The sequence below is a fragment of the Mycobacterium terramassiliense genome (assembly GCF_900157385.1).
In the GTDB taxonomy this organism is placed as follows: Bacteria; Actinomycetota; Actinomycetes; order Mycobacteriales; family Mycobacteriaceae; genus Mycobacterium; species Mycobacterium terramassiliense.
The window spans coordinates 1,263,515-1,285,844 of record NZ_LT717700.1 but is presented as its reverse complement, the minus strand read 5'-3'; the positions used below and the strand labels follow the sequence as shown (position 1 = coordinate 1,285,844).

Annotated in this window: 22 protein-coding genes; 7 read left to right on the top strand and 15 right to left on the bottom strand. The window is 68.2% G+C overall.

What is annotated here, in order from left to right; all coding sequences use genetic code 11:
* Positions 1 to 12: 12 nt before the first annotated feature.
* The gene (locus MTAB308_RS14350; RefSeq protein WP_077099995.1) at positions 13 to 1,377 is read right to left on the bottom strand and encodes a 3-oxoacyl-ACP reductase; all 1,365 of its coding nucleotides are present in this window, start codon (positions 1,375 to 1,377) and stop codon (positions 13 to 15) included.
* Positions 1,378 to 1,539: 162 nt separating this feature from the next.
* Between MTAB308_RS14350 and MTAB308_RS14345 the strand changes: the two genes are divergently transcribed.
* Positions 1,540 to 2,850 (top strand): acetyl-CoA C-acetyltransferase, encoded by a 1,311-nt coding sequence (locus MTAB308_RS14345; RefSeq protein ID WP_077099994.1) that lies wholly within the window; start codon positions 1,540 to 1,542, stop codon positions 2,848 to 2,850.
* A 312-nt stretch (positions 2,851 to 3,162) separates the two neighbouring features.
* Here MTAB308_RS14345 and MTAB308_RS14340 read toward each other — a convergent pair whose 3' ends face one another.
* Complete coding sequence (locus tag MTAB308_RS14340; RefSeq protein ID WP_077099993.1) at positions 3,163 to 4,998, bottom strand: acyl-CoA dehydrogenase; 1,836 nt, start codon at positions 4,996 to 4,998, stop codon at positions 3,163 to 3,165.
* Between the two features lie 198 nt (positions 4,999 to 5,196).
* Here MTAB308_RS14340 and MTAB308_RS14335 point away from each other — a divergent pair, with 198 nt between their 5' ends.
* Positions 5,197 to 6,213 (top strand): isopenicillin N synthase family dioxygenase, encoded by a 1,017-nt coding sequence (locus MTAB308_RS14335; RefSeq protein ID WP_108637320.1) that lies wholly within the window; start codon positions 5,197 to 5,199, stop codon positions 6,211 to 6,213.
* A 51-nt stretch (positions 6,214 to 6,264) separates the two neighbouring features.
* Positions 6,265 to 6,753 carry a flavin reductase family protein gene (locus MTAB308_RS14330; RefSeq protein WP_077099992.1) on the top strand — a complete coding sequence of 163 codons (489 nt, stop codon included), beginning with the start codon at positions 6,265 to 6,267 and terminating at the stop codon, positions 6,751 to 6,753.
* Between the two features lie 22 nt (positions 6,754 to 6,775).
* Here the strand turns inward: MTAB308_RS14330 and MTAB308_RS29305 are convergent, their stop codons facing one another.
* From MTAB308_RS29305 to MTAB308_RS14310, 5 genes are all read right to left on the bottom strand, one after another.
* Positions 6,776 to 6,931, bottom strand: a complete 156-nt coding sequence (locus tag MTAB308_RS29305; protein ID WP_173842166.1) for a hypothetical protein — start codon at positions 6,929 to 6,931, stop codon at positions 6,776 to 6,778.
* 29 nt (positions 6,932 to 6,960) lie between these two features.
* Complete coding sequence (locus MTAB308_RS14325) at positions 6,961 to 7,707, bottom strand: succinate dehydrogenase/fumarate reductase iron-sulfur subunit (RefSeq protein ID WP_077099991.1); 747 nt, start codon at positions 7,705 to 7,707, stop codon at positions 6,961 to 6,963.
* Entirely contained in the window at positions 7,707 to 9,620 is a 1,914-nt protein-coding gene (locus MTAB308_RS14320; protein ID WP_077099990.1) for a fumarate reductase/succinate dehydrogenase flavoprotein subunit, read from the bottom strand. The genes MTAB308_RS14325 and MTAB308_RS14320 overlap by 1 nt, the downstream gene beginning before the upstream one ends.
* 41 nt (positions 9,621 to 9,661) lie before the next feature.
* Positions 9,662 to 10,489 carry a hypothetical protein gene (locus MTAB308_RS14315; RefSeq protein ID WP_077099989.1) on the bottom strand — a complete coding sequence of 276 codons (828 nt, stop codon included), beginning with the start codon at positions 10,487 to 10,489 and terminating at the stop codon, positions 9,662 to 9,664.
* A 78-nt stretch (positions 10,490 to 10,567) separates the two neighbouring features.
* Entirely contained in the window at positions 10,568 to 10,873 is a 306-nt protein-coding gene (locus MTAB308_RS14310; protein WP_077100205.1) for a hypothetical protein, read from the bottom strand.
* A 92-nt stretch (positions 10,874 to 10,965) separates the two neighbouring features.
* Between MTAB308_RS14310 and MTAB308_RS14305 the strand changes: the two genes are divergently transcribed.
* Complete coding sequence (locus MTAB308_RS14305; RefSeq protein ID WP_077100204.1) at positions 10,966 to 11,724, top strand: isocitrate lyase/PEP mutase family protein; 759 nt, start codon at positions 10,966 to 10,968, stop codon at positions 11,722 to 11,724.
* Between the two features lie 12 nt (positions 11,725 to 11,736).
* Here the strand turns inward: MTAB308_RS14305 and MTAB308_RS14300 are convergent, their stop codons facing one another.
* On the bottom strand, positions 11,737 to 12,234 hold the full coding sequence (locus tag MTAB308_RS14300) for a winged helix-turn-helix transcriptional regulator (protein ID WP_077099988.1): 498 nt from the start codon (positions 12,232 to 12,234) through the stop codon (positions 11,737 to 11,739).
* Between the two features lie 103 nt (positions 12,235 to 12,337).
* On the opposite strand from MTAB308_RS14300, the gene MTAB308_RS14295 reads away from it, so the two are divergent.
* Complete coding sequence (locus tag MTAB308_RS14295; RefSeq protein WP_083746527.1) at positions 12,338 to 12,877, top strand: DUF302 domain-containing protein; 540 nt, start codon at positions 12,338 to 12,340, stop codon at positions 12,875 to 12,877.
* 57 nt (positions 12,878 to 12,934) lie between these two features.
* Here the strand turns inward: MTAB308_RS14295 and MTAB308_RS14290 are convergent, their stop codons facing one another.
* Complete coding sequence (locus MTAB308_RS14290; RefSeq protein WP_077099987.1) at positions 12,935 to 13,375, bottom strand: Hsp20/alpha crystallin family protein; 441 nt, start codon at positions 13,373 to 13,375, stop codon at positions 12,935 to 12,937.
* Between the two features lie 225 nt (positions 13,376 to 13,600).
* On the opposite strand from MTAB308_RS14290, the gene nirB reads away from it, so the two are divergent.
* On the top strand, positions 13,601 to 16,174 hold the full coding sequence (gene nirB, locus MTAB308_RS14285; RefSeq protein ID WP_077099986.1) for a nitrite reductase large subunit NirB: 2,574 nt from the start codon (positions 13,601 to 13,603) through the stop codon (positions 16,172 to 16,174).
* Positions 16,171 to 16,518 (top strand): nitrite reductase small subunit NirD, encoded by a 348-nt coding sequence (gene nirD / locus MTAB308_RS14280; protein ID WP_077099985.1) that lies wholly within the window; start codon positions 16,171 to 16,173, stop codon positions 16,516 to 16,518. The genes nirB and nirD overlap by 4 nt, the downstream gene beginning before the upstream one ends.
* Before the next feature lie 3 nt (positions 16,519 to 16,521).
* On the opposite strand, the gene MTAB308_RS14275 is transcribed toward nirD, so the two are convergent.
* The 6 genes from MTAB308_RS14275 to MTAB308_RS14250 all read right to left on the bottom strand — a co-directional run bounded on the left by MTAB308_RS14275 (position 16,522) and on the right by MTAB308_RS14250 (position 22,320).
* Positions 16,522 to 16,974, bottom strand: coding sequence for a TetR/AcrR family transcriptional regulator (locus MTAB308_RS14275; protein ID WP_077099984.1), 453 nt, complete (start codon positions 16,972 to 16,974; stop codon positions 16,522 to 16,524).
* 31 nt (positions 16,975 to 17,005) lie between these two features.
* Positions 17,006 to 17,782, bottom strand: coding sequence for a sirohydrochlorin chelatase (locus tag MTAB308_RS14270; protein WP_077099983.1), 777 nt, complete (start codon positions 17,780 to 17,782; stop codon positions 17,006 to 17,008).
* Positions 17,773 to 18,924 (bottom strand): uroporphyrinogen-III synthase, encoded by a 1,152-nt coding sequence (locus MTAB308_RS14265; protein ID WP_077099982.1) that lies wholly within the window; start codon positions 18,922 to 18,924, stop codon positions 17,773 to 17,775. The genes MTAB308_RS14270 and MTAB308_RS14265 overlap by 10 nt, the downstream gene beginning before the upstream one ends.
* Positions 18,925 to 19,001: 77 nt before the next feature.
* Positions 19,002 to 20,408 carry a nitrate/nitrite transporter gene (locus MTAB308_RS14260; protein ID WP_077099981.1) on the bottom strand — a complete coding sequence of 469 codons (1,407 nt, stop codon included), beginning with the start codon at positions 20,406 to 20,408 and terminating at the stop codon, positions 19,002 to 19,004.
* Between the two features lie 416 nt (positions 20,409 to 20,824).
* Entirely contained in the window at positions 20,825 to 21,370 is a 546-nt protein-coding gene (locus MTAB308_RS14255; protein ID WP_077099980.1) for a GNAT family N-acetyltransferase, read from the bottom strand.
* A 35-nt stretch (positions 21,371 to 21,405) separates the two neighbouring features.
* Positions 21,406 to 22,320 carry a 5-oxoprolinase/urea amidolyase family protein gene (locus MTAB308_RS14250; RefSeq protein ID WP_077099979.1) on the bottom strand — a complete coding sequence of 305 codons (915 nt, stop codon included), beginning with the start codon at positions 22,318 to 22,320 and terminating at the stop codon, positions 21,406 to 21,408.
* Positions 22,321 to 22,330: the final 10 nt, after the last annotated feature.

The window sequence follows — 22,330 nt, the reverse complement described above, 5'->3', positions numbered from 1 at the left end:
TCCTCGAAAGCCCTATGCGCCCAGCATCGCCTGGCCGCAGACCCGAATGACGTTGCCGGTCACCGCGTTCGAGGCCGGGCTGGCGAAGTACGCGATCGCCTCGGCGACGTCGACGGGTTGCCCACCCTGCAGCAGCGAGTTCATCCGGCGGCCCACCTCGCGCGTGGCCAGCGGGATGGCGGCGGTCATCTGGGTTTCGATGAATCCCGGGGCGACGGCGTTGATCGTGATGCCCTTCTCGTACAGCCCCGGCGCCAGCGCTTGGGTGAGGCCGATCATGCCGGCCTTGGTGGTGGCGTAGTTGGTCTGTCCGCGGTTGCCCGCGATGCCGGCCATCGACGACAGGCCGATCACCCGGCCGCCTTCACCGATGCAGCCGTTGCCGACGAGTCCTTCGGTAAGCCGTAGCGGGGCAAGGAGATTGACGGCCAGCACAGCGTCCCAGCGGGCGTCGTCCATGTTGGCCAACAGCTTGTCGCGGGTGATGCCGGCGTTGTTGACCAAGACGTCGGCGTGCCCGGCGTAGTGGTCCCGCAGGTGCTCGGCGATCTTGTCGACGGCGTCGTCGGCGGTGACGTCGAGCCACAGGGCGGTGCCCCCGACCCGGCTGGCGGTTTCGGCCAGGGTCTCGGCGGCCGACTCGACGTCGATCGCGACGACGCGTGCCCCGTCGCGGGCGAACACCTCGGCGATGCAGGCGCCGATGCCGCGGGCGGCGCCGGTGACGATCGCGACCTTGCCGTCCAGCGGCCGGTCCCAGTCGGCCGGCGGCGTGGAATCGGCCTCCCCGACATAGAAGACCTGGCCGTCGACGTACGCCGACTTGCCGGACAGGATGAAGCGCATCGTCGATTCCAGGCCCGTGGCCGCGGGTTTGGCGGCCGGCGACAGGTACACCAGCTGCACGGTGGCACCGTTGCGCAGTTCCTTGCCCAGCGAGCGGGTGAAACCCTCCAGCGCGCGCTGGGCGATCCGCTCGTCGGTGCTGGCGGTGGCGTCCGGCGTGGTGCCGGCCACGACGACGCGCGCGCTGTGGCCCAGGTTGCGCAGCACCGGGGTGAAGAACTCGTACAGCGCCCTCAGCCCGGTCGGGGTGGTGATCCCGGTGGCGTCGAAGACCAGGCCGGCGAACTGATCGGCCCAGCGGCCGCCCAGGTTGGCGCCCACCACGTCGTAGTCCTTGGCCAGCGCCGCGCGCAGCGGCTCGACCACCCTGCCCTCACCGCCGATCAGCAGGGACCCGGCCAGCGGCGGATCGCCGGGGGAGTAGCGGCGCAGGTTCTCGGGTTGCGGGACGCCAAGTTGCTTTGCCAGAAACGATCCGGGCCCGGAGTTGACGACCTGCGAGAACAGATCGGACGAGCGCTTGGGAGCCACTGAGCTGCCTTCCATTTTCGTTCGGGTTCGTTCGGGCTGTGGGGTGCCCGTTATCGGCCAACCGTATCGAGGACGAACTTACTTCAGAGTAAGAACAGTGGGTAGTATGGCCTGTGACGGCCGGTTCAAGACTGGTGTACCCGGAGATACACGGAGAGAAAAGTGGCCCCTGAGAGTAAGAGCAGGCGACCCGTCGCGGTGCTGGGCGGCAATCGCATTCCGTTCGCGAGGTCCGACGGCGCCTACGCCGAGGCGTCCAACCAGGACATGTTCACCGCGGCCCTGGATGGGCTGGTGGACAGGTTCGGGCTGGCCGGCGAGCGGCTGGGCGCGGTCGTCGGCGGCGCGGTGCTCAAGCACAGCCGCGACTTCAACCTGACCCGCGAATGCGTGCTCGGCTCCGAGCTGTCGTCATACACGCCGGCGTTCGACATCCAGCAGGCGTGCGGGACCGGGCTGCAGGCGGCGATCGCCGCGGCCGACGGGGTGGCGTCCGGCCGCTACGAGGTCGCCGCCGCCGGCGGGGTGGACACGACCTCCGACCCCCCGATCGGGTTGGGCGACAACCTTCGTCGCCAGCTGCTCAAGCTGCGCCGGTCCAAGTCCAACCTGGAACGGCTCCGGCTGGTGGGCACGCTACCGGCCACCCTCGGACTCGAGATCCCGGCCAACAGCGAGCCACGCACCGGGCTGTCGATGGGCGAGCACGCCGCCATCACCGCCAAACAGATGGGCATCAAGCGGGTCGACCAGGACGAGCTGGCCGTGGCCAGCCATCGCAACATGTCCGCGGCCTACGACCGTGGCTTCTTCGACGACCTGGTCACGCCGTTCCTGGGGCTCTACCGGGACGACAACTTGCGGCCCAACGCCAGCACCGAGAAGCTGGCGACGCTGCGCCCGGTCTTCGGGGTGAAGAACGGTGACGCGACGATGACGGCCGGCAACTCGACCCCGTTGACCGACGGCGCCTCGGTCGCGTTGCTGGCCAGCGAGGACTGGGCGGCCGCCCACTCGCTGGAGCCGCTGGCCTTCCTGGTGGATGCGGAGACCGCCGCGGTCGACTACGTCAACGGGCGCGACGGGCTGCTGATGGCGCCCACCTACGCGGTGCCCCGGCTGCTGGCCCGCAACGGGCTGAGCCTGCAGGACTTCGACTTCTACGAGATCCACGAGGCGTTCGCATCGGTGGTGCTGGCGCACCTGCAGGCGTGGGAATCCGAGGAGTACTGCAAGGAGCGACTGGGGCTCGATGCCGCGCTCGGCTCGATCGACCGCTCCAAGCTCAACGTGAACGGCTCGTCGCTGGCGGCCGGGCACCCCTTCGCTGCCACCGGCGGGCGGATCCTCGCGCAGGCCGCCAAGCAGCTGGCCGAGAAGAAGGCCGGGCAGAAGGGCGGCGGGACCGTCCGGGCGCTGATTTCGATCTGCGCTGCCGGTGGCCAGGGTGTCGCCGCGATCCTGCAGGCCTGACATCCGGGCGTCCGGCGCCCGGCCCGAATGAAATCCGTCACAGTCGGTTATGAAACCGGAACGCGGGGTATTCCCTCGTCCGGATAGCCCCGTGTTGTGGTCTGACCCCCCGACCCCGACGGCAATACGGGGCAATCCCTTTAGTCAGCCGCCCGGTCGCGGAACAACGCGCGGGGCGTCCGAAAAGGGCCGCCGCTGGAGTGAGGGGATCCAGCGGCGGTCTTTTTCGCTCGCTCGGGAAACCGGCGCGCAATGAGAAGGTCCCCCGCTTCAACGAGGAAGCGGGGGACCTTTGTCGTTGTCGGAGGCGACTTAGAACGCGGCCTCGTCGAGCTCCATGATGTCGTTGTCCAGCGTTTCGATGACCTCGCGGGTGCCGGCCAGCAGCGGGAGGAAGTTCTTCGCAAAGAACGACGCCACCGCGACCTTGCCCTCGTAGAAGGACCGCTCGGAACCGCTGGCGCCGGCGTCCAGCGCCGCGACGGCCACCGCCGCCTGACGCTGCAGCAACCAGCCGATGACCAGGTCGCCGACGCTCATCAGGAAGCGCACGGAACCCAGGCCGACCTTGTACAGGCTGGTGACATCCTCCTGAGCGGCGATCAGGTAGCCGGTCAGGGTTGCCGCCATGGCCTGGACGTCGGCCAGCGCCTTGCCCAGCTGCTCACGCTCGGTCTTCAGCCGGCCGTTGCCGACCTCGCTGTCGACGAACTTCTGGATCTCACCCGACACGTGGGCCAGCGCCACACCCTTGTCGCGGACGATCTTGCGGAAGAAGAAGTCCTGCGCCTGGATGGCCGTGGTGCCCTCGTAGAGCGAGTCGATCTTGGCGTCCCGGATGTACTGCTCGATCGGGTAGTCCTGCAGGAAGCCGGACCCACCGAAGGTTTGCAGGCTCTCGGTCAGCTTGGCGTAGGCCTGCTCGGAGCCCACACCCTTGACCACCGGCAGCATCAGGTCGTTGACCTTGACGGCCAGCTCGGCGTCCACGCCGTGCAGCGCCTCGGCGACCGCCGCGTCCTGGTAGGTCGCGGTGAACAGGTACAACGCGCGCAGACCCTCGGCGTAGGCCTTCTGGGTCATCAGCGACCGGCGCACGTCGGGGTGGTGCGTGATGGTCACCCGCGGCGCGGTCTTGTCGGTCATCTGTGTCATGTCGGCGCCCTGCACCCGGGACTTGGCGTACTCCAGCGCGTTCAGGTAGCCGGTGGACAGGGTCGCGATCGCCTTGGTGCCGACCATCATGCGGGCCTGCTCGATGACGTCGAACATCTGCGCGATGCCGTTGTGCACCTCGCCGACCAGCCAGCCCTTAGCGGGCACGCCGTGCTGGCCGAGCGAGAGCTCACAGGTCGCCGAGACCTTCAGGCCCATCTTGTGCTCGACGTTGGTGACGAACACGCCGTTGCGCTCGCCCAGCTCGCCGGTCTCGAAGTCGAACAGGAACTTGGGCACGAAGAACAGCGACAACCCCTTGGTGCCCGGGCCCGCGCCCTCGGGGCGGGCCAGCACCAGGTGGAAGATGTTCTCGAACAGGTCGCCCGAGTCACCCGAGGTGATGAAGCGCTTCACGCCGTCGATGTGCCAGGAGCCGTCGTCCTGCTGGACCGCCTTGGTGCGCCCGGCGCCGACGTCCGAACCGGCGTCCGGCTCGGTCAGCACCATCGTCGAACCCCAGCCGCGCTCGGCGGCCAGCATGGCCCACTTCTTCTGCTCCTCGGTGCCGAGGTGGTAGAGGATGTTGGCGAATCCGGCACCGCCGCCGTACATCCACACGGCGGGGTTGGCGCCGAGGATGTGCTCGTGCAGAGCCCACAGCAGCGCCTTGGGCATCGGCATGCCGCCGAGGGCCTCGTCGATCCCGGCCTTGTCCCAACCGGCCTCGGTGACCGCGCGCACGGAGTCCTTGAAGGATTCCGGGAGCGTCACCGAGTGGGTTTGGGGGTCGAAGACGGGCGGGTTGCGGTCGCCCTCGACGAACGACTCGGCGACCGGCCCCTCGGCCAGCCGGCTGATCTCGGACAGCATTTCCTGGGCGGTGTCGACGTCAAGGTCGCTGTACTCGCCTTGGCCTAAAGCCTGGTCAACGCCGAAGACTTCGAACAGGTTGAACACCTGGTCACGGACGTTGCTCTTGTAGTGGCTCACTACGTTCCTCCTCGTTGAGAATGCCACTTGTGGTTGGGTACTAGGTCTAAGTTACCCACCAGTAACTGCCCTAAAATATATCCGTTATTTGCGTCAACGCAAGCGAGTGTGAGCTACATTGCAGCGTCTAACTAACCAACCGGTTGGGCAGTCGGTCATCGGCCCGTTGACCTGCGGAAACGATCGACGGTGACCGACGTGAGTCGCGTCACTGCGTTGCCCGTGCTGGACCTGCGGGTCGACCCGGGGCCGTTGCGGGAGCGCCTCCGGGAGGCCGCCCACGAGGTCGGATTCTGCTACCTGATCGGCCACGGCGTGCCCGACACGCTGGTGGGAAGGATGCTCGACGCGGCCCGGCGGCTGTTCGAGCTGCCGGCCGCCGATAAGGACGCCATCGCGATGGTGCGCAGCCCGCATTTCCGCGGCTACACGCGGCTGGGCGGCGAGCTGACCCAGGGCCGGGTGGACTGGCGCGAGCAGATCGACCTGGGGCCCGAACGTCCCCCGATCGGCGGACCCGGCAAGCCGGACTACCTGTGGCTGCAGGGCCCTAACCAGTGGCCGACGGCGCTGCCCGAGCTGCCCGGGATCATCGCCGAGTGGGACGCCGCGCTGTCCGCGGTGTCCCGGAGCCTGCTCGGACATTGGGCGGCCTCGCTGGGCAGCGCGCCCGACGTCTTCGACGCCGCCTTCGCCGACGCACCCGCCACGCTGATCAAGGTCATCCGCTATCCCGCCCGCGCGGCCAGCTCGCAGGGCGTGGGCGCGCACCGCGACGCCGGCGCGCTGACGCTGTTGCTGGCCGAGCCGGGCAGCCGCGGGCTGCAGGTGCGACGCGCGAGGGGCGGCTCCAGCGGCTGGATCGACGTGCCGCCCGTGGCGGGGGCGTTCATCGTCAACATCGGCGAGCTGCTCGAGGTGGCGACGGGCGGGTACCTGAGGGCCACCGAGCACCGGGTGAACCTGGACGGGCCGGCGACGGAGCGGATCTCGGTGCCGTACTTCTTCAACCCGCGGCTGGACGCGCAGCTGCCGGTGCTGTCGCTGCCCGAGGAATTTGCGGCACTCGCCGCCGCACGGCACGACCCGGCCGACCCCATCTTCTCGGTCTACGGCCGCAACGCCTGGAAGAGCAGGCTGCGGGCGCATCCGGATGTGGCGGCCGCGCACGGATACGCGCCGGGTGATGGGGACGGCTCGGCGTTCGCCGGGTAGGGTCGGGCCTGGCGAAATCCGTCTCCGATTCGAAGGGGCGAACGAGGTCCGGTGAACTCATCGAACAAGCTGACACCGTCCTCCCTCCGTGAGGCCTTCGGCCACTTTCCGTCGGGAGTCGTGGCCATCGCCGCCGAGGTGGACGGGATCCGAGAAGGCCTGGCGGCCAGCACCTTTGTTCCCGTTTCGCTCGAACCGCCGCTGGTGTCGTTCTGCGTGCAGAACACCTCGACGACGTGGCCCAAGCTCAAGGCCGTGCCGATGCTGGGCATCAGCGTGCTCGGCGAGTCCCATGACGCGGCCGCGCGCACGCTGGCCGCCAAGACCGGGGACCGATTCGCCGGCCTGGAGACGGTGTCCTACACCAGCGGCGCGGTTTTCATCAAGGGCACCGGGTTGTGGCTGGAAAGCGCCATCGAGCAAATGATTCCGGCAGGCGATCACACGATCGTGGTGCTGCGCGTCAACGAGGTGGCGGTGGACGCCGAGGTAGCGCCCATCGTGTTTCATCGCAGCACGTTCCGTCGGCTGGGCGTCTAGGCGGCTGGACGGGACTCACCCGTTAGGGGCGGTGGCTGAGTTCTTCCCGGTAGCTGTCGCTGCGCCGCTCGATTTCGGCCGCGTCATCCTGCCGGCCTTCTTTGCGCGCGAGTTCGGCGCGGACCGACAGCTCGCGGATCGCGGTGCGGATCTCGTTGACGCTGGTGGTTCCTCGCATGGGTCTCGGGTACCCGATGCGGGCGGGCCTTAACGGCGGAACAGCTTGTTGCCCAGCCACACCACGGGATCGTATTTGCGATCCGCGACCCGTTCTTTCATGGGGATCAGCGCGTTGTCGGTGATCTTGATGTTTTCCGGGCACACCTCGGTGCAGCACTTGGTGATGTTGCAATAGCCCAGGCCGTGCTCGTCCTGCGCCTGGTTGCGCCGGTCCAGCGTGTCCAGCGGGTGCATTTCCAGCTCGGCGATGCGCATCAAAAAGCGCGGGCCGGCGAACGCCTTCTTGTTCTCCTCGTGGTCGCGGACCACGTGGCAGACATTCTGGCACAGGAAGCACTCGATGCACTTGCGGAACTCCTGCGAGCGCTGCACGTCCGCCTGCGCCATCCGGTATTCCCCGGGCTGCAGGTCCTTGGGCGGCGCGAAAGACGGTATCTCCCTAGCCTTTTCGTAGTTGAACGAGACGTCGGTGACCAGGTCGCGGATCACCGGGAACGTCCGCAGCGGCGTGACGGTGACCACCTCATCCTCGGCGAACGTCGACATCCGGGTCATGCACAGCAACCGGGGGTAGCCGTTGATCTCCGCCGAGCACGATCCGCACTTTCCCGCCTTGCAGTTCCACCGCACCGCGAGGTCGGGGGTCTGGGTCTGCTGCAGGCGATGGATGATGTCGAGCACCACCTCACCCTCGTTGACCTCGACCGTGAAGTCCTGCAGCGCGCCGCTGGTGTCGTCGCCGCGCCACACCCGCATGGTGGCGTTGTAGCTCATTAGCCTCTCCGTCCTGGGTGGTCGGCCAGCTCTTCGCCGGTGTAATACTTCTCCAGCTCGGAGATCTCGAAGAGCTCCAGCAGATCCGGCCGCATCGGCGTCTGGTCTTTACGCGTGATGGCGATGTCGGGGATCACGGCGTCGCCGCCGGCCGCGCGGCACACCAGCAGCACCTTGCGCCACGACGAATCCATCGACGGGTGATCGTCGCGGGTGTGGCCGCCGCGGCTCTCGGTGCGCTCCAGGGCGGCCTTGGCCACGCACTCGCTGACCAGCAGCATGTTGCGCAGGTCGATGGCCAGGTTCCAGCCGGGGTTGTACCGGCGACCGCCCTCCACGTGGATGTTCTTGAACCGCTCGCGCAGTTTGTCGAGCCGGCCGAGGGCCTCGGAGATCTCCTCCGACTTGCGGATGATGCCCACCAGGTCGTTCATCGACTGCTGGAGTTCCAGCTGCAAGGTGTAGGGGTTCTCGGCGGCGCCGTTGGCGGGTCCCTCGAAGGGCGCCAGCGCCCGCTGGGCCGCCGCGTCGACGGCGTCCTGCGCGACGGCCGGGCGGCTGCTCAGCGCGCGCACGTAGTCGGCCGCCCCCAGGCCGGCGCGCCGGCCGAACACCAGCAGGTCCGACAGCGAGTTGCCGCCCAACCGGTTGGAGCCGTGCATGCCGCCGGAGCACTCACCGGCGGCGAATAGCCCGGGCACCGTGGCCGCGCCGGTGTCGGCGTCGACCTCGACGCCACCCATCACGTAGTGGCAGGTGGGCCCGACTTCCATTGGCTCCTTGGTGATGTCGACGCCCGCGAGCTCCTTGAACTGGTGGTACATCGACGGCAGGCGCCGCTTGATTTCCTCGGGCGTCAGCCGGGAGGCGATGTCGAGGTACACCCCGCCGTGCGGGGAGCCCCGGCCGGCCTTGACCTCCGAGTTGATCGCGCGCGCGACCTCGTCGCGCGGCAGCAGGTCCGGGGTGCGGCGGGCCGAGTCGTTGTCCTTGAGCCACTGGTCGGCCTCTTGCTCGGTCTCCGCGTACTGGCCTTTGAACACCGGCGGGATATAGTCGAACATGAATCGCTTGGTGTCCGAGTTCTTCAGCACGCCGCCGTCGCCGCGGACGCCCTCGGTGACCAGGATCCCCTTCACGCTGGGCGGCCACACCATGCCCGTCGGGTGGAACTGGACGAACTCCATGTTGATCAGCGACGCGCCCGCCCGCAGGGCCAGCGCGTGCCCGTCGCCGGTGTACTCCCAGGAGTTCGACGTCACCTTGAACGACTTGCCGATGCCGCCGGTGGCCAGCACCACGGCGGGGGCCTCGAACAGGACGAAGTTGCCGCTCTCGCGCCAGTAGCCGAAGGCCCCGGCGATCGCGTCGCCGTCCTTGAGCAGCTCGGTGATCGTGCACTCGGCGAAGACCCGGATCCGCGCCTCGTAGTCGCCGAGCTCCGCGAAGTCCTCCTGCTGCAGCGAGACGATCTTCTGCTGCATGGTGCGGATCAGCTCCAGGCCGGTGCGGTCGCCGACGTGTGCCAGCCGCGGGTAGGTGTGCCCGCCGAAGTTGCGCTGGCTGATCTTGCCGTCCTTGAGGCGGTCGAACAGCGCGCCGTAGGTCTCCAGCTCCCAGACCCGATCCGGAGCCTCCTTGGCGTGCAGCTCCGCCATCCGCCAGTTGTTGAGGAACTTGCCGCCTCGCATGGTGTCGCCGAAGTGGGTCTTCCAGTTGTCTTTCGGGTTGGTGTTTCCCATCGACGCGGCGCAGCCGCCCTCGGCCATGACCGTGTGGGCCTTGCCGAACAGGGATTTACACACCACCGCGACCTTGAGGCCGCGTTCCCGCGCCTCGATGACCGCGCGGAGCCCCGCGCCGCCGGCACCGATGACGACTACGTCGTAGGAGTGCCGTTCGACCTCAACCATGAAACCCTCGCTAAGTTCCGATTTCTTTTTCAAAAGGCTTTTCAGCCAACAAATCTCAGGTCAGGGATGGTGCCGCTGGCCACCAGCGCGATGTAGAAATCGGTGAGCATCAGCGTGCCCAGCGTGATCCAGGCGTACATCTTGTGGCGGGTGTTGATGCGGCTGACCTGCGTCCAAACCCAGTACCGCACAGGGTGCTTGGAGAAGTGCTTGAGCCGCCCGCCGGTGATGTGCCGGCACGAATGGCAGGACAGCGTGTAGATCCACAGCATGACGACGTTGCCGACCAGGATCACGTTGCCCAGACCGAAACCGAATCCACCCGGTCCGCTGTCGGAGTGGAACGCGACGATCGCGTCGTAGCTGTTGATCACCGAGATGATGCCCGCGATGTAGAAGAAGTACCGGTGGGTGTTCTGAATGATCAGGGGGAGGCGGGTCTCACCGGTGTAGTGCACGCGGGGTTCGGCCACCGCGCAGGCGGTGGGCGATTGCCAGACCGTGCGGTAATAGGCCCCGCGGTAGTAGTAGCAGGTCAGCCGGAACAGCAGCAGGAACGGCAGCGAAAGCGCCGCGTACGGCAGCCACCACACGTCGGGCAGGAATTGCGGCCAGATGTCGCCGGCCTCCCCGCAGGCCTTGCTGACGCACGGCGAGTAGAACGGCGTCAGGTAGTGGTACTTCGGGACGAAGAAGTAATTCTGCTGGAACGCACGCGCCGTCGCGTAGATGACGAATGCGGCGAAGCCCAGGTCGATCCGCAGCGGCGACATCCACCACCGGTCGGTGCGTAGGGTCCGTTGCGGGATCTTGGCGCGGGTCGGTGAAAAGACACCTGACGCAGGACGGTTCGCCGTGGGTGCGCTCATCTAGTGTTCCTCTTCGAACGGGCTGTTGGTCGAAGGGTACACAGAGAGCACCCCCTCATTTGCGGGGGGCTTGGGTTGTCAGGACCTGTTGTGACCCCCGACACCCTCGTCGTCGACATCGCGCCAAAAATCGCTGTCGTATTGGGTGTCGGGAATGACGATCTTCTCGCCCGACTGCTGCACGGTGGCGCGGGCCAGATCCAATTCGGAGACGTCGGAATCGAGCAATTCGACGTCGGACAGGATCCGGTCGGCGTCGATGACGATGCGGCGCATCGCCGGGCTGTCGCCGTAGCGCGCCCGCAGGGAGTGCACGCACCGCCGTAAGCCGCCGATGAGGTCGTGCAGTTCGGCGAGTTCAGCAGTGCCAGTAGGGCTTGTCAACAGATCTCCTCGGATCTCCCCGCGCTGGACGGTGTCACGGATCACAGTACGCCCTCGATAGTAACCACCGCGTGCGCCTAATGTCGGACACCATGACCGGCCCGACCACCGCCCGGCGCGCGACGGCGCTGCTCGAGCTGCACCAGCCGGGCAACCCGGTGATCCTGCCGACCGTGTGGGACGCATGGTCGGCCCGCCTGGCCGCCGACGCGGGATTTGTCGCCCTGACCGTCGGCAGCCATCCGCTGGCGGATTCGCTCGGCAAGCCGGACGGCGAGGGCATGTCGTTCGACGACGTGCTCACGCGCGTGGCGCAGATCACCGCCGCCGTCGAGGTCCCGGTGTCGGTGGACATCGAATCCGGCTACGGACAACCCCCGGCGCGCCTGATCGAGGGCCTGCTGGGCGTGGGCGCCGTCGGCCTGAACATCGAGGACACCGTGCACGCCGAGGGCAAGCGGCTGCGGTCGGCCGGCGAGCACGCCGAACTCGTCGCGGCGCTGCGCTCGGCCGCCGACGCGGCCGGGGTGCACGTCGTGATCAACGCCCGCACCGATCTGTTTATCCGGCAGGACGGAGACAATTCCGACCGAGTCGAACGGGCGATCGCGCGGCTGACCGAGGCCGCCGACGCGGGCGCGGACGTCCTGTACCCGGTGGGCCGACACGACCCGGACACGTTGCGGCGCTTGGCCGCCGAGTTGCCTCTGCCGATCAACGCGATCGCGCTGCCCGACCAGGACGACCCGGCATCGTTCGGCCCGCTGGGCGTCGGGCGGATCAGCTTCGGCCCGTTTTTGCAGGCCGCGCTGGCGGGCCGGGCCAAGGAGCTGCTGGCGCGCTGGGCCTGAGTTAAACCGGCCTTAGATCGGCTCCAGCATCCGGTGCGGCCGCCGCAGCGCCCGGCTGACGGGATCGTCGCGGCTCGGGTGGCGCGGTCGCGGCGGCGGGTGCGCGACGAGGTCGGCGACGTCGGGAACCTGCGCGCATCGCCGGCACGCGCGATCCGGACCGATCACGCCCCCGCAGCCCGCGTGCCGGTACGTCCTCCGGTTGGGCTTGTCGACGTAGTTGTCGTTGCCCCAGGTGATCATCGACCAGATCAGCGGCCACAGCTGCCTGCCCTTGGCGGTCACTCGGTAGTCGCCCGAATCCTTGGCCAGCACGCCCTGTTCCACCAGGAGGCCCAGCCGGTCCGACAGCACCGCTTTCGGGATGCCGAGATGGCGCTGCAAGTCGCTGAAGCGCCGCGCCCCGTAGAAGGCGTCGCGCAGGATCAGCAGTGTCCACCGCTCGCCGACGATCTCCAAGGACCGCGCGATGGGGCAGCTCTCGGCGGGATATTCGCGGGGAAGGGCCACGGCGCCGATGCTACGCCTTGTGGGTTCGTTGAATGAACCATATACTTGCGGGCGTCGAGTTCATTCACCGAACCAAAGCGGCTTCGAGGCGTGAGGAAAGACCATGACCACTAGCGTTCAACCGGCCGAATTCACCGTGGTACCGCACGCGATGAATCGCATCGACGTGGCCACCGGCGTGGAATTCGACGAATTCCGAACCGCTTTCGAGAAAGCCGCGCCACCGTTCGACCGGGAGTCCGTGGAGCGGATCGTCGCGCGCGGAGGCAGCTGGGACGACGTCCGTGCGGCCGCCGCGCTCAATGCTCCGCACGAGCTGATGGTCTACGCCACCATCGACGCCCTGCCCTTGTTTTGCCTCGCCGGCCACACGACCAAGGCGGTGGAATACCTGCTCGGCAACCACACGATCGCGGAGACCATGTTCCGCCACGACCCCAGGGCGCTGTTGTATGCGCCCCTACGGGTGCTCGTCTACGCCGACGCCGACGGCGATGCCGTCTTCTCGATGGACCAGCCCAGCGCGGCGTTCGGCAGCCTGGGCATCGCCGCGGTGACCGGGGTGGGTGAGGAGCTTGACCGCAAGGTGGCAAACCTGTTGCGGGTCATCGGAATCGACGCCGGGGCCGCCTTCGGATGCTAGACGCGACGAATCCGGCGGAGCCGCTGCCCCGCCGGATTCGTCGCGATTGACCGCGAACTACTTCGTGATCGCGATGCGCTGCGCCTGGCTTCCCGCGTAGGCCCCGGCGACGCGCACCGTCAGGACGCCGGCGTCGTAGGAAGCCGCGATGGCCTCGCTGGTGACGTGCGCGGGCAGTTGGAACGTCCGGCGGAACGACCCGTAACGAATCTCCCGCAGGGTCCGGCCGTTCCCCTCCTCCGCGTGCTCGTCGCGGTGTTCGCCGTGGATCACCAGGCGGCCCTTGTCGACCTCGACGTTGACGTCCTTCTCAACGTCCACGCCGGGCAGTTCGAGGCGGACGACGGCGTCGTCGCCATCCCTGACGATCTCGGCGGCCGGGGTAAATCCGCTGGTGACCGGCTTGAACCAGTCTGCCGCCGCCGCGGGACCGAAAAAGTCGCGCAGCCACCGGTCGGTGTCCCAGGCCGGTCGTGACCACAATGCGAGGTTGCTCATGGGGTTTCTCCTCCTGCTTCCTTGTGCTTCCTTGTGAGTTTGCTGTGACCGGCGGGCTGCCGGACGGCTATTTGTAGAAACTTGAGTCGATCACGCTAAAGTTCCACCCGCGCGTTCGCCGGTAGCGAACACCTTCACAGCGGTCGTTGTGAGGTGTGAGGGCGCCGTCATGTGGGTGTCACATTCCGCGCCTTCTCCTTAATTTGGGGCCCCTACCCTCGTGGCATGGCCCAATCCGAAACCGCGCGCGAGCACTGTGCCGCGCGTCACGTCATTGTGGTCGGGCACGGCATGGTTGGCCACCGCCTGGTCGAGGCGCTCCGTGCCCGCGACAGCGAGGGGTATTGGCGTATCACGGTTTTGGCGGAGGAGGCCGACGCGGCCTATGACCGCGTTGGCCTGACCTCCTACACCGAAAGCTGGGACCGGGCGCTGCTGGCACTGCCCGGCAACGACTACGCCGGTGACGAGCGGGTCCGGCTGCTGCTGAATGCGCGCGTCACCGAGATCGACCGGGCGACAAAGTCGGTCGTCACCGCCGACGGTCAACGGCACAGCTACGACGCCCTGGTGCTGGCCACCGGCTCCTACGCGTTCGTACCGCCGGTGCCCGGCCATGACCTGCCCCTGTGCCACGTCTACCGCACGCTCGACGACCTCGATGCCATCCGCGCCGACGCCCAGCGCACGGCGGCGGCCGGCCGCACTTCGGGGGTGGTCATCGGCGGCGGGTTGCTGGGGCTGGAAGCCGCTAATGCGCTGCGCCAGTTCGGGTTGCAGACGCACGTCATCGAGATGATGCCGCGGCTGATGGCCCAGCAGATCGATGAGGCCGGCGGTGCCCTGCTGGCCAGGATGATCACCGAGCTCGGCATCGAGGTGCACGTCGGCACGGGCACCGAATCGATCGAATCCGTCGACCACGCCGACGGCTCGACGTCGGTGCGGGTGCGGCTGACCGACGGGGAAGTCATCGACGCCGGCGTGGTGATCTTCGCGGCCGGGGTTCGGCCGCGTGATGAGCTGGCGGATGCCGCGGGGTTGACGCGCGCCGAGCGGGGCGGCGTGCTCACCGACTTGTCCTGCCAGACCAGCGATCCCGACATCTACGCGATCGGGGAGGTCGCCGCGATCGAGGGGCGCTGCTACGGCCTGGTCGGGCCGGGCTATACCTCCGCCGAGGTGGTGGCCGACCGCTTGCTGGACGGCGCCGCGGAATTTCCGGAAGCGGACCTGTCGACGAAGCTCAAACTGCTGGGCGTCGACGTCGCCAGCTTCGGCGACGCCATGGGCGCTACCGAGAACTGCCTCGAGGTTGCCATCAACGACGCGGTGAACCGGACCTACGCCAAACTGGTGCTCTCCGACGACGCCAAAACCCTTCTCGGCGGGGTGCTGGTGGGCGACGCCTCGTCGTACGGGGTGCTGCGGCCCATGGTCGGCAGCGAGTTGCCGGGGGATCCGCTCGCGTTGATCGCGCCGGCCTCCTCCGGCGGCGGGGCGGCTCTGGGCGTTGGGGCGCTGCCGGATTCGGCGCAGATCTGCTCGTGCAACAACGTCACCAAGGGCGCTCTGAAGGGCGCGATCGCCGGCGGCTGCGCCGACGTTCCGGCCCTCAAGTCGTGCACGGCTGCGGGCACGTCGTGCGGATCGTGCGTGCCGCTGCTCAAGCAGCTGCTGGAAGCCGAGGGCGTGGAGCAGTCCAAGGCGCTGTGCGAGCACTTCAGCCAGTCGCGGGCCGAGCTCTTCGAGATCATCTCCGCCACCGAAATCCGGACATTCTCGGGGTTGCTGGAGCGCTTTGGCAGCGGAAAGGGTTGCGACATCTGCAAACCCGTGGTCGCCTCCATCCTGGCGTCCACCGGCTCCGACCACATCCTCGACGGCGAGCAGGCCTCGCTGCAGGATTCCAACGACCACTTTTTGGCCAACATCCAAAAGAACGGCAGCTACTCGGTGGTCCCGCGGGTCCCCGGCGGTGACATCAAGCCGGAGCACCTGATCCTGATCGGCCAGATCGCGCAGGATTTCGGGCTTTACACCAAGATCACCGGCGGTCAGCGGATCGATCTGTTCGGCGCCCGCGTGGACCAGTTGCCGCAGATTTGGCAGCGGCTGGTCGACGGCGGCATGGAATCCGGCCACGCCTACGGCAAGGCGCTGCGCACCGTGAAGAGTTGTGTGGGCAGCGACTGGTGCCGCTACGGCCAACAGGATTCGGTACAGCTGGCCATCGACCTGGAGCTGCGTTACCGCGGCCTGCGGGCCCCGCACAAGATCAAGCTCGGTGTCTCGGGCTGCGCGCGCGAGTGCGCCGAGGCGCGCAGCAAGGACGTGGGCGTCATCGCCACGGAAAAGGGTTGGAACCTCTATGTCGGTGGCAACGGCGGCATGACGCCCAAGCACGCGCAGCTGCTGGCCAGCGACCTGGACACCGAGACCCTGGTCCGTTACGTCGACCGGTTCCTGATGTACTACATCCGGACGGCCGACCGGCTGCAGCGCACCGCCCCGTGGGTGGAATCGCTGGACGGCGGCCTGGATCACGTGCGCGAGGTCGTGTGTGACGACTCGCTTGGCCTGGCCGGCGAATTCGAGGCCGCAATGGCGCGGCATGTGCAGAACTACAAGTGCGAATGGAAGGGCGTGCTGGAGGACCCGGACAAGCTGTCGCGGTTCGTCTCCTTCGTCAACGCCCCGGACGCCGTCGACTCGACGGTGGCGTTCACCGAGCGTGCCGGACGCAAAGTACCCGTGCCCATCGGCATGCCACGGGTCCGTGTGGGAGAGGAATCATGACAGTTCTCAACGACGTCCAGGTGTGGACGACGGCCTGCGCCTACGACCGCCTCATTCCGGGCCGTGGCGTCGGAGTGCTTCTCGATGACGGCACGCAGGCGGCGCTGTTCCGGCTGGACGACGGGTCGGTGCACGCGGTCGGCAACATCGATCCCTTTTCCGGGGCGGCGGTGCTCTCGCGCGGGATCGTCGGGGACCGCGGCGGACGCGCCACGGTCCAATCCCCATTGCTGAAGCAGGCTTTCGCGCTCGACGACGGTTCCTGCCTGGACGACCCACGGGTCTCGGTGCCGGTGTATCAGGTGCGGGTGACGCCCGAGGGCGAGATCCAGATCGCCGCCTGAGGCTCAGCGGGTGATGTCGCCGACCAGGTAGCGCTGCATCGTCGGGCCGATCGCGTCGACCAGCGTCTCGACCGACATCGAATGCAGTGGCTCGGAGCGTATGCCGTAGCGCATGATGCCGAGGCCGACCAGCTGGGAAGCGCACAACGAGGCCCGCATGGCCGCCTTGTCGGCGCCCAGCATCTTCAGGATCGGCCCGAAAACCGGGCCGATGAACATGGCCTCGACGATCTCGGCGGTCTTGGCCATCCCGGTGGAGGCCACCGCACTGGCCGCGAACGGGCCGCCGCCGGCGGCATCCCAGGTGGTGATGAGCATGTGCAACGTGCGGCGGCCCACCTGGTTGACCCCGCCGGTGACGATCCGATCGATGAACTCCGGTGTGCCAAAGGGCAACCGCAGCATCTTCGCCACCGGGTCAAGGAGCCCGCGCGACGGCTCTTCGCGGCGAGGCATGAAGCCAGAATCGCCGGTATGCCGGCAAAGATCAAGCGTCGCGCGCCTCGGCGCGCCCCTTGGGATGGGGCCCTTGAGCCAGCAGCAGGCTGGTTCGGCGGGATGCGTGCCGCGCCGCGACGGGGACGAGCCCGGGCGCGGCCCGACGGAATCGGTTCGCGACCAGGCGGGCCAGCCCGGGGTGGGTGCCCAGCGGTTGGCTCACTAGGTCGGCACCACTGGCCAGCAGGCGTTGCTGAAACAGGCCGTCCGCCAAGAGGTAGGAGGCGACCACCACGCGCCGCGCACCGCCGCGGCGGGCGGCGGCCACCGCGGCGTCCACGGACGGATCGCCGGTGGCCGCGAATCCCAGCTGCACCCGCGTCCCGACCATGGCCGACAAGGTCGTCGCGGTGACGTGCAAGTCGGCACGCGCCTGCCCATCGGTGGTGCCCGCCGCCGCGAGGATCACCGAATCACCCAGCCGCCAACCGGATTTCGTCAACTGATCGGCGACTATCCGCGCGATCTCGCCGCTCGGTCCCAGGGCGGGGGCGACGGTGATGTGCGGGTGGCCGCTGGCCGCGACATGGGCGGGCAGGTCGGTGCGCACGTGATAGCCCCGCGACAAGAACGCCGGCACCACGACCGCGGGGCGGCCGCCGGCCGCCACCTGCGAAAGCACCTCGCTGGGACTGGGACCCAACACGTCGACGAACGCGACCTGCACCGGGCGGTCGAGCAGTGCGCTCACCCGCGCCGCAAGGTCGCCGATCATCGCGACACCGCCCGGCCGGCGGGTGCCGTGCGCGGCCAGGATCAGGTCCACGGGTGGCCCTGGGGCTCGTCGACGGCAAGCCGGTAGCCGCGCTTGACCACTGTTGCGATGATGTTCTTGTCGCCCAAGGCAGTTCGCAGCCGGAGCACGGCCGTGTCCACCGCGTGCGGGTCGTTGCTGTTGCCGGGCAGCACCCGCAACAGGTCCGTACGCGCGACGACGTCGCCCGGGCGTTGCGCCAGTGCGCGCAGCACCGACATCCCCGACGGCGACAGCAGCTTGATCGAACCGTCCACCAGCACGCAGGTGCCGCGGATGTCGAGCGCGTGGCCGGCCACCTCGACGGTGCACGATCCCAGCAGCGGCAACTCCTCGGCGATATGCCGGGCCAAGGCGCCCAACCTCATTCGCTCGGGCGCCGATGTCGGCACGCCTTTGCGGATCAGCGGTTTGGACGTCACCGGTCCGACGCACATCGCGTGCACATCGCTGCGCAGGGCCCCCAGCACCTGGTCCTCGATGCTGAGTTCGCGGCTGCGTTCCAGCACCGCGGCGGCCGCGGGCGCCGAGGTGAAGGTGACCGCGTCGAATTGCCGGCGCGCGATCCCGGTGACCAGCTGGTCGAAATCGCCGCCCAATGGCGTTGGCTTCCACCGGTAGACCCGGATCGGGATCACTTCGGCCCCCGCGAAACGCAGCCCGCCGAGGAACTCCGGGAACGGGTCCCAGGCGTCGGCGGCGCCGTGCAACTGGATCGCGACGCGCATCCCGGATACGCCCGACTCGAGCAGATACTCGAGCACCTCCTGTGAGGATTCGGACTCAGGGGACCACTCCTCGTGCAGGCCGGCGGCGCGCACGGCTCCGGTGCCCTTCGGCCCGCGCGAGACGATCCGCGCCGACGACAGCGCCGTGACGAGCTGGCTGGCCAAGCCCCATCCCTCCGCGGCCGCGAGCCAGCCGCGGAATCCGATGCCGGTGTGCACCACCAGGATGTCGGGCGGGTCCGCGATCAAAGCCATTGTGTGACGGTGCAATTCGTCGTCATCGGGCAGCGCGATCATGTTGATCGCGGGCGCGCTGCACACCTCGGCGCCCTGCCGGCTCAATAGCGCGCACAGCTCCTCGGCGCGCCGCGACGAGGTGACCGCAACCCGGTAGCCGGTGAGCGGCGCGGATTTTGGCTGGGCCATATGACCTGTGTATGCCTGCGACGTTTCCGACGCGTTACCGCCGAATTGCTGACGCATTGCTCCTGTTGCGACGGCACTCACACCCGGGCGAACTCCGTGTTGGCCTGCGAATCCGCCGCTTCCGGGACCGCCGACACCGGCCGGCGCACGTAACGCGCCCACGTCAAAACCGCTGCGCCGACGTAGAAAAACAGAAAGATCCAAAACGCCAACGTGTCGGTGCCGGTGCTCAGGTAGGACTGGCGCAGCGCGAGATTGATCCCCACGCCGCCGAGCGCGCCGAAGGCAGCGACGAACCCGATCACCGCCCCCGACGTGGCTTGCGACCAACGGCGGCGGTCGGTGTCAGTCAGGCCGAGCCGGTGGCTGCGCGCCTCGAAGACAGAGGGGATCATCTTGTACACCGAGCCGTTGCCCAATCCGGCCAGGATGAACAGGGCCATGAAGCCGCAGACGTAGCCGACCATGGTGGCCGTCGTGGTGAGGCCGGGCGTGCGATCGTCGTGAGTACTCAGGGCGAGCAGGAACGCGGTGGCGATCCCCATCGTCGCGAGCACCGCCAGGGTGACGCGGCTGCCACCGATGCGGTCGGCCAGCCTACCGCCGTAAATTCTCGCCACCGACCCCAGCGCCGGGCCGATGAAGGCGAATTCGGCGGCGTGCAGCGCGGCGTCGGCGTGGCTTTGCCCGGTCCCGACGAAGTTGATTTGCAGAACCTGGCCGAACGCGAAGGAGAAACCGATCCAGGAGCCGAAGGTGCCGAGGTAGAGCATCGCGAGCACCCACGTGTCGCGCTCGGACAGGATCGAGCGCAGGTGGCTGACGTCGTAGGTGGCGTGCGCCAGGTTGTCCATGTAGCGGGTCGCACCCAGGGCCACTGCGGTCAGCAGGAGCAGGTAAAGGCCGCACACCCAGTACGGCTGGCGGTGGCCGGCGATGGCGATCACCAGCAGCCCGACCAGCTGGATCATCGGCACCCCTAGGTTGCCGGCCCCGGCGTTGAACCCGAGCGCAAAGCCTTTGCGCCGGTGCGGGTAGAAGAAGTTGGTGTTGGTCATCGACGCCGCGTAGTTGGCCCCACCCATTCCGGTCAGCGCCGCGCATACCAGATACGGCCACAGTGGCAGGCCGGGGTGGGCCAGCAGCCAGATCGTGCCGGCGGTGGGCACCAGCAACACCACGATGGAGAACACGGTCCAGTTGCGGCCCCCGAAGGTGGCGATGCCCAGCGAATAGGGGATCCGCAGGCATGCCGCCACGAAAGTGGCGGTGGCGCCGAGCAGGAATTTGTCGGCGGCCGAAAGGCCGTACACGTTCTGGGGCATGAACAGCGCCATCACCGGAAACAGGGTCCAGACGCCGAAGGCGATGTGGTCACAGGCGATGATCCAGAGCAGGTTGCGCCGGGCGATCTTGTTGTTGCCGGCCTCCCAGGCGGCCGCGTCTTCCGGATCCCAGTTCGTGATGCCGTGGTTGCGGCCCATGGGGTCTGCACCTTTCTGCCAACTCTTCCAGCGGGTTTGTCCCGGCCGGCGACGACGATGTCGCCGGAATATCGCGCGCGCTCATCACGGCGAAATCGCCTGGGCGCGTTAATGACTGACTGCCGCCAACCGCGGGCGTGCCGATCGGATCGCGCGAGGTCGCGCGAACGAAGAGACTTGCCCCGCCGTATGTTTCGATGCTCACATTAAGGACAGAAGTCCGTCAACTCGATCCGGCCCATATCGCCTGTAAGTTGAATCCCAGTTATCTGGTAAATAGCTGAGCAACAATTCGGCAACGGTAATAGGCGCCGCGTCAAGTGATTTCGCGCGGTTGCCGGATTCGGTGTGAGCTGGAATACATTTCGTGTCAGCGGAATTCCCGGGGTGCAACGCCGCTGCACAAATTCGCCTTGCTACCAGACGTCGCCGGCGCGCCAATCACACGCGAGGGCGGCGGCGGTGTCCAGGCTGATGCCGACGGGCAGGACGTACACACTGCCGTCGTCGTCGGGTGTGCGGACCGCACCGGTGGGGGCCAGCACCGACGTCGGCCCGCGCCAGGGCAGCCACCCGCGCGCCGTGTACACCCCGCGGGCCGCGGCGGACGAGCTGGCCGCGCCCACGTCGTAGGCGCCGCGGATCACCTGCTCGACTCCATCGAGCAGGGCGTGCGCCAGGCCCTGCCCCCGGCAGTCCTCCCGCACCGCTACCCCCTCGACGTAACCGCAACGCAGCGCATCCTCGCCGTAGAACAGTCGCCGCTGGATCACGGCGGCGTGCGCGATGATCGCGCCGTGTTGCCAGATCAGGGCGTGCATGCCGCCCAGCGTGTGCTCCCAGTCGTGGTCGGTGAAATCTCCCGCGAACGCGGCGGTGACCATCTGGCAGACTCGCTGCCGGGTTTCGCCGTCCAGGTCGGAGGTGTGGACCAGGCGTGCCGTGTGGACCTGGGCTTGCACACTCCTTGTCTACCAGCCCTGTCCAGCGGCCCGCGCTAGGAGAAGGGCCACCCCGCGGCTCCCGACGCCGGCCGCCCTGCCGCGCGCCGGGGTCGCGCCCAGTGCAGCCGCACGTATTGGCCGGGTCGCACCTGGGCGACCTTGTCGATGTCCTCGTCGGTGACCACGCCCACCACCGGGTAGCCGCCGGTCACCGGGTGATCGGGTCCCAGGATCACCGGTAAACCGTTGGGCGGCACCTGGATCGCGCCTCGCGTCGTGCCCTCGCTGGGCAGCTGGCGGTCGGGGTAACGGTGCTGCAGCGGGCGGCCCTCCAGCCGCATCCCGACCCGGTCGCTGCGGTCGGAGGCCATCCAGATCGTGTGCACGAGCGCGTCGGGATCGACCAACCAGTCGTCGCGCGGCCCGGGCACCGCCCGCAGCTCCACCAGATGCTCGGCGATGCCCGCCACCGGGGCCTGGTCCAGTTCGGGGTAGTCTTCGGTGTGCGCGCCGATCACCAGCCGGTCGCCGGCGCGCAGCGGCGGCGGCCCGATCGCCGACATCACGTCGTAGCTGCGCGATCCCAGCACCGGCTCCGCGCAGATGCCGCCGCGCACCGCCAGGTAGGTCCGCAGGCCCGCACGCGGGGCGCCCAGGGTGATCACCTGCCCGTCGCGGACATGGTGAATGCTGTTGGTGCCGAACTCGATTCCGTCCACGGTGGGGTCCGTGTCGGCGCCCGTCACCGCGATGTCGACGTCGCCGCCGCGGACCCGGGCGCACAAGCCGCCGAAGGTCACCTCGACCGTCGCGCGGTCGTCGGGGTTGGCGACCAACCGGTTGGCCAGCCGGTGGGCGCTGCGGTCGGCGGCCCCCGAGCGGCTGACGCCGAGGTGGGCCAGCCCCGGTCGGCCGAGATCCTCGACGACGGCGAACGGGCCGGTTCGCAGGATTTCCAGGGTCGCCATGGCTACCTCC

What these genes read in the sequence shown, in the direction of transcription:
- MTAB308_RS14260 (WP_077099981.1), bottom strand. Translation starts at nt 20,408, where the DNA reads ATGGGCCGCAACCACGGCATCACGAACTGGGATCCGGAAGACGCGGCC.
- MTAB308_RS14265 (WP_077099982.1), bottom strand. Translation starts at nt 18,924, where the DNA reads ATGGCCCAGCCAAAATCCGCGCCGCTCACCGGCTACCGGGTTGCGGTC.
- nirB (WP_077099986.1), top strand. Translation starts at nt 13,601, where the DNA reads ATGGCCCAATCCGAAACCGCGCGCGAGCACTGTGCCGCGCGTCACGTC.
- MTAB308_RS14320 (WP_077099990.1), bottom strand. Translation starts at nt 9,620, where the DNA reads ATGGTTGAGGTCGAACGGCACTCCTACGACGTAGTCGTCATCGGTGCC.
- MTAB308_RS14325 (WP_077099991.1), bottom strand. Translation starts at nt 7,707, where the DNA reads ATGAGCTACAACGCCACCATGCGGGTGTGGCGCGGCGACGACACCAGC.
- MTAB308_RS29305 (WP_173842166.1), bottom strand. Translation starts at nt 6,931, where the DNA reads ATGCGAGGAACCACCAGCGTCAACGAGATCCGCACCGCGATCCGCGAG.
- MTAB308_RS14275 (WP_077099984.1), bottom strand. Translation starts at nt 16,974, where the DNA reads ATGCCTCGCCGCGAAGAGCCGTCGCGCGGGCTCCTTGACCCGGTGGCG.
- nirD (WP_077099985.1), top strand. Translation starts at nt 16,171, where the DNA reads ATGACAGTTCTCAACGACGTCCAGGTGTGGACGACGGCCTGCGCCTAC.
- MTAB308_RS14305 (WP_077100204.1), top strand. Translation starts at nt 10,966, where the DNA reads ATGACCGGCCCGACCACCGCCCGGCGCGCGACGGCGCTGCTCGAGCTG.
- MTAB308_RS14315 (WP_077099989.1), bottom strand. Translation starts at nt 10,489, where the DNA reads ATGAGCGCACCCACGGCGAACCGTCCTGCGTCAGGTGTCTTTTCACCG.
- MTAB308_RS14295 (WP_083746527.1), top strand. Translation starts at nt 12,338, where the DNA reads ATGACCACTAGCGTTCAACCGGCCGAATTCACCGTGGTACCGCACGCG.
- MTAB308_RS14250 (WP_077099979.1), bottom strand. Translation starts at nt 22,320, where the DNA reads ATGGCGACCCTGGAAATCCTGCGAACCGGCCCGTTCGCCGTCGTCGAG.
- MTAB308_RS14290 (WP_077099987.1), bottom strand. Translation starts at nt 13,375, where the DNA reads ATGAGCAACCTCGCATTGTGGTCACGACCGGCCTGGGACACCGACCGG.